At 44.8% G+C, this 6,489-nt stretch carries 3 protein-coding genes; 1 reads left to right on the plus strand and 2 read right to left on the minus strand.

Annotated features, from left to right (window positions below):
• On the minus strand, positions 1-1,585 hold a 1,585-nt coding region (locus tag F6K20_RS19645; protein WP_287295734.1), incomplete at its 3' end, for an nSTAND1 domain-containing NTPase.
• 456 nt (positions 1,586-2,041) lie between these two features.
• Here F6K20_RS19645 and F6K20_RS19650 point away from each other — a divergent pair.
• On the plus strand, positions 2,042-2,644 hold the full coding sequence (locus F6K20_RS19650) for a Uma2 family endonuclease (protein WP_287266274.1): 603 nt from the start codon (positions 2,042-2,044) through the stop codon (positions 2,642-2,644).
• 13 nt (positions 2,645-2,657) lie between these two features.
• Here F6K20_RS19650 and F6K20_RS19655 read toward each other — a convergent pair whose 3' ends face one another.
• Positions 2,658-6,386: a DUF7379 domain-containing protein gene (locus F6K20_RS19655; protein WP_287295736.1), complete on the minus strand. Its 3,729-nt coding sequence runs from the start codon at positions 6,384-6,386 to the stop codon at positions 2,658-2,660.
• Positions 6,387-6,489 lie beyond the last annotated feature (103 nt).

Consider the following 6,489-nt stretch of genomic DNA (forward strand, 5'->3'; position numbering starts at 1 on the left):
TCGCCACTTCATCAATTAATTTTTCTACTAATTCGTGGGGTTGAAAATACATTACCCGTGCTTGAGCCGGTTTTTCTATCGCTTCCCTTAGTTCCCCTCGTGTCATCGCCGGTACAATAAATCGTCCACTTTGCCAAAGATTTATCAGTACCGTGGTTCCCAATTGATTTATTACTTCCGGTGCCAACTTTAAGCCCACATCACAGATGTGGGGTTCAAAATCAGAACGTAGGCTTAATACTACCCGTAATTTATCCCCATGGGCATTTATGGCTGTGAGTATCTGTTGGAAAAACTCCTTACGCTCATCTAAGTTTCGACAGAGTGTAATAATTTCTTCGCTTTGGTCAATAAACAGTAATAACTTAGAGTTGGGGTTATTTTTCGCCCAAACATCAATGCTCATTGCCAGGTTCTGCTGTGGGTTTTGGGCTGCTACCTCTGGTAATTGGGTATTTTTCAAAGCATTATTTAACCCTTGTAAGGGCGTTTCACCAGGACGGATGGCTGGCAAAATACACCATTTCTCAGTATTATCTTGCCGTAGTTTGGGAATTAATCCGGCTTTTACCAAGCTAGATTTACCGGAACCAGAAGCACCCAACACCACTGTCAGGGGATGAGCTTTGACAAAATCTTCTAACTTTTCTACTAGTAATGTTCTACCGAAAAACAGTGAACTGTGTTTCTCGTCAAAGGAGTTTAAACCGCGATAGGGATTTTGTGATTGATCCAAAGGTGGTGCTGGTGGTAAATTAAGTTTATGTCCGGGAGAAAGAAAGATATATTCTCCCTTATCGTGCTTATTTAAACACCAAATACCAGGGGTTTGTCGCTGATGGTATTTTTTTGTGGGTATTTCGACTCGATTCCGTAAATGTAAATATAATTCTGTGGCTGTAATTACCCCATCTCCAGCCGGTTTACCATTTTTGGCAAGAGGATAGATATCTGCTGCCCCTTCTAGGGCTTCTAATAATGCACTAGCAAAAGGGGAATGATGGCCGACTTGACTGCGTTCGCTATCTAAATTAAAGTTATCTAAGGCTTTTTGATCAGAAGCTGAGGAAGTAATGATTTGCCAGGCTGGGTCAGTAATAAAACGGTCGTATCGTTCTTGGTGAATTACTTCTGGCGATGTGAGTAAATCCCTGGTACTCGACCAACGAAAAGCACCAGCAAAACAGCAGTCTAGGATACCCAAGAAATGACGACAGGGTAATTGACTTAAAGCGTCATGTAACTTGGTCATGGGCAGATAACTATTAGTATCCCCCAGTTTGGCATCTTGAGGAATTAAGTAACCAGCCGGGCCATCATCCCCATTGAGAGCAACTCCATGACCAGCAAAGTAAAAGAATAAGCGGTCATTTTCAGTAACTTGTTCGGGTAAGGTATGAAATAAAAATTTGTGGAAGTTAGACAGAGTTGCCACTTCGTCTAAGCAGACCCAGACTTGGTAATCATGCTTGATGCGGAGAATTTTAACTAGTTTTTTGGCATCGTTGACGGCGGTATTCAGAGGAGAAATACCGTTGGTGTAGTTATTGATGCCGATAATAAAGGCGAAATTGCGGGAGAACATGTTATTATAAAAGCACTGATAAAGATAACTTTAATACTAGTGATTTGAAGCATCCAATTTTGGCAAATATATATTTTTATGTGGGCGGGATAATAACGCTCACACAGCTGAATGGAGTATAGTTTTTCCAAATTGGAAGGGTCTCTATTTATTCATCAAGAGAATCTATTTACTTTATGAAGAGATTATTAGTTTTGTAATAAATCTTTACATATCGCCTTGGCAGACAACCCCTAGGGCGTGTTTTCAAAGTTTTCCGCAAGATATTAGATCCCCCCCAGCCCCCCTTATTAAGGGGGGAGCCATACTCAAAGTCCCCCTTTTTTAAGGGGGATTTAGGGGGATCTCGGAGTTTGAAGACAACCCCTAGGGTCATGGGCGGATATATCTTTCCCCTCTTGTATCCAAGCCTTTTTATGCAATCAGCGTGTTTACAAACTAGATACAAACCCTATAATGACTAGGCTACTCATTCAAACCCAAACTGTCCCTGTGATGGTGAATCTTCCTGGGATCATCCCCATGACTGCTGCCCAGTTTTCTGAATTCTGTTTAGCCAATCGAGATCTACGAATTGAGCGCACCGCCAGTGGAGAAGTTGTGATTATGCCCCCAGTCTTTTCCGATACAGGCAATCGGAACCTTAAAATTGCTCAACAATTGGCTAACTGGGCTGATCTCGACGGTACGGGTGAAACCTTTGACTCCAGCACCGGCTTTACCTTGCCCAATGGAGCGATCCGCTCTCCAGATGCCTGTTGGATTAAACTGGAGAGCTGGAATGCCTTAACCGAGGAACAGAAAGCTTCCTTTGCCCCCATTTGCCCCGACTTTGTGATCGAGTTACGTTCCGCCAGCGATACACTCAGTGCCTTGCAAGACAAAATGCAAGAATACCTTGATAATGGCACATCACTGGGTTGGTTAATCGACCGCCACAACCGGAAAATTTACATTTATCGTCCTAATCACAAACCAGAGATTTTGGACAATCCTGAAACCGTTAGCGGTGCTCCGGAACTGGCGGGTTTTGTGCTAAAAATGACCAAGATTTGGTGAAAACAATTTACCATCATTGACCTAAATTATCGCTTAGTTGAGATTGATTACTAGGTTCGGTATTATTGGATGGCTTTAATACCAGCCAACCCACAATAGCCGCGACTAATACCCCAACTACCCCAATAATCCACCATTTCAGTGCTTTGTTTTCTGGAGAATTATTAGTAATAATATTAACTACAGGATTTGCAACTATAGTATTTGTAGCAGCAGTTTTAGATCCAAAGTCAGAGTTATTTTCTAGGGCTTGAATCACCGCCTGAGAAAACGCAGTTAACCCCACTGGTTCAGCAAAGTAAACCAGGTGATCGCAGCCGATTTCCTGGATTTGCGGTTGTGGATTCCGGTCTGAACCTACGCTTTTTATACTTTGTACTGTAACAGCGATATCATTGGGTTGCTCAAAGAAAGCCATAACTACAGCTTTATCAAATAACTTCTGCATTAGTCGTTGCAAGGGACTAGAAGTTTGATTGGCTTCTGCTTTCAGGGCGGCAGGAATAATAGATGTATTACCAGCAATAATTGAGTAAGGTACTTTGGGGTCGGGACTTGCTGCTAATTGTTCCAAAAACTCAGAACCAGGATGCATCTGGTCTAGGGAAATATCAATAGTTTCAATCTCATCAACAAACCGGTTAATAGCCTTAAGCAAAATCCCCATCACTGGTACTGGCCAAGTAAATTCTGACAGCCCATTTAAACCGATACTTAAGGTAGCTAATGCCCAATCTTCAACCGTAGACCAAGGGGAACCAGCATTGGGTGTACCCAGCATAATTAAATGCCCAACTACCTGATTACCTCCTTCTCGTTCAATAAACCAACGAGAAACCAACCCTCCCATGGAGTAGGCGACAATGTGAAAAATTTTACCGTGGTTCTCCCCTAACCCTACAGCTTGTAGTCTCTGCTTCAGCAATTTAGCATTCTCTACAATTGAGGTATTTATAGTCTCATAATCATAGGTAAGCACCAGATCATACAATTCGGCCAGGGGTTTTTCTGTTCCATCCACCTCAACCTGGGCGGAGCGAAGGCTGGGCAGCAAGCTCTTGGTATTGCCAATAATACCGTGTATGTAGAGGACTATGCGTTGGGCTTGGGCAACCCGCGACTTGACTTGTTCAACCTCTGTTGTATAGTTGACTGTATAGTTGACCACTCCAGAGCCAGTGACATCCGCTGCTGCCAAAATTGGGTAATTAAACTCTAGCCCCAGTTGTTGAAACACTACTTTTTGGAAGAAAATTCGGATCGAACCCCCCAAGCTGCGGCTACCTTCACTAATTGGTTCTGTTAACCGTTCCAGTAAAATCTCCGTTTTGCCCTCCGGGGTAGACCGAGCCCGTCCCAAAGGCAGGAAAAACTCCCCATCGTAGCTAATGGGTAACAGTTGTTCATTAGAAGCAAGGGGTCGATCAACAATAACTTTCAGGGGATTTTTCGGTGTAACGGCTGACGGATTTTCCACCTCAGTTAATTCCAGCGCGCTTAAACCAGGATCCGTTCCCCGACTGCTAGTAAACTCAAATGACTCAATGCCCGGATGGTCCTCCCGCAGTATCGGTGGTAACATATGATTACCTAAATCCCTGGTTGATTGGGTGAGAGTGGTTAGACGTGCCTTTGCTCTAAATTCGGAATGGGCGTATAGGGCGGAACCTACTCCCAGAAAGACAGACTCGTCCCCTGTGGGAATAGGAGTACTGTGTAGAGGACGCACGGTAGTAATGCTAATTTGGCTAGTTAACCAGTCATCATAGATTTCGTATTCTTTTGGTCTGCTGGGGAGGTCACGAGCTGGAATCCTTTGCATCAAGCGGTTCAGGGTACCATGACCGCGATGGGCTGTAGGCACGGGACGTTGAGGTAGGTCAAGTTTTGGTTGTTCGAGCAAAGTGGCATCAAATTCCGTGGAGCAGACAATCAGTTTGAGAATATCTTTAACTTCCGTAATCCCCGCTTGTTGCCATAGTTGTTGGGGCACCGTAGGACAAATCGGATTGCCGCGATTAACCCAGACTTGATCTCCCTCTTGCCCCCTTGGTTGCAGAAAAATTCCGCCCCCATCTAACAACTCAGCTGAGACGGCGTAACGGTCGGTTAAATCGAGCAGGGCGCAATAAAGCGGCTCATTACTGGTGTTTTTCAGCTTAATTTTCAATGTGGGCGATCGCCACCTGCCATTTTCCTGTCGATATTCCAGGCGAATGTCAGTATCTAGCAAAGGTTGCCCATCCTGCTGGTAAATCAGCATTTGCACAGCATCGGGGCGAATGCGGCTGGTAGCTGGGCTGGCCAGTTCAGTGATAGTCAGCCAACGGGTGATATGTTCTAATCGCTGAATCGCCTGCAAGGCAGTGGCATCGGTGTAACCTGAAATGGCAGCCACTAGAGGACGGTCATCCGCTGGTCGTGTAATTAAATAGTTACCGTCACGAGCCAGTAACTTAAACTCGGCAGCTTCAGGGGTTGCCACTTCCCGAACATACAACGAAGGCTGATTGTGACCAGTGTTGAGCAGGGTGCTACGGGCTAATTCTACACCAGCTGATTCTCCTGACAATAAAACCCCTTTCGGTGGCAGGGGCAGACTAATGATCACTGCTTTCCAGGTCATTTCGGGATCTAAATCCCCAATACCACTAATTTGAACTTTACTCAGCTGGGGCATTACTGCCAAAATTTTTGCCTCACCTACTGCCGTTGAGAGTTGACGTAGTTGTTCTATAGGGGTGTCAAAGGGAAATAAGGCAAGTATTGTAGTCTGATCTCGAACCGGTTGAGAAATGCCGTGAACTGCACCACCATCAATCACCCAGTCGTGGTTTTTGTCATAGAAGACAGTAAAGTAGGGTGTGCGGTTAGCGATCGCACCGCCCAGAAAAGGTTGGTCTAAATCATTCAACTCCGTCGCTTCGATTTGGGGAGATTGGGCGTTGATCTTACTGCGGACTAGGGCATTGACACGCTTGAATAAATCCCGATAAGTCAGGCTGCCATTGGCTTTCTTTAAGGTATCCAGTAAAAAGTAAGAAAACGCACCTCTTGGTTGGCCATTGCTGTTGAATTCTTTCGCCGTCTCACTATCTCGACAAGCGGCTAGGACGATATGTTTTCCTGTAGGGAAACTCCAACCACTAGGATTTTTTTCTGGGCTGAGGGCAGCTGATAATTTGTCAGTTTCACTCAAGGAGAAAATAAAACTATCCCAGGGTCGCTGACGTTTGTCGGTGGAAGTTTTACGAATTGCTGTTTCTGCTTCTAGTTCGCCACGGGTTGCAGAACCCGAGTGACAGCAGTCTAAAATAATAACAGTGTGGGGGTTGTTCTGAGCTACCTCAGAAATTAGCTTGGCTAACTCTTTATCAGCCAAGTCCCAACCCCCCTCAGTGCGACTGTCATAACAGACTAGAGTTTCATCCAATCGGTCTGGTTCTATTGTCCAAAACTCTTGTGGGGCTTGCTCTTGAGAACCATGTCCCGCGTAGTAAAAGAAAGCAACATCTTCACGGCTAGCTTGACACAAATGCTCCCGAAAACCATCAATAACTGCCTTACGGGTAGCATCTTGATTCAAGAGTGTGCGGATGTGAAGTTTATCTCCATCTGCAGCGACCCGCCCTTGCAAATAGTCCTGTATTTCTAGGATGTCATTGACACAGCCATTCAAAGAAGGAACAGGACTGGGATATTCATCAATAGCTACCAGTAGCCCATAGATATTGTTGGTCATAATTGTCGAAGATTGCCCCTAGGTGAGTGGGAGCATGTCAGTTTTGTTAATTCCTGATTCAGATCCCCCTAAATCCCCCTTAATAAGGGGGACTTTTTAATCT

Source organism: Moorena sp. SIO2C4 (genome assembly GCF_010672485.1).
GTDB lineage: Bacteria > Cyanobacteriota > Cyanobacteriia > Cyanobacteriales > Coleofasciculaceae > Moorena > Moorena producens.

Coding starts and splice junctions, on each gene's coding strand:
- F6K20_RS19655 (WP_287295736.1), bottom strand. CDS start 6,386: ATGACCAACAATATCTATGGGCTACTGGTAGCTATTGATGAATATCCC.
- F6K20_RS19650 (WP_287266274.1), top strand. CDS start 2,042: ATGACTAGGCTACTCATTCAAACCCAAACTGTCCCTGTGATGGTGAAT.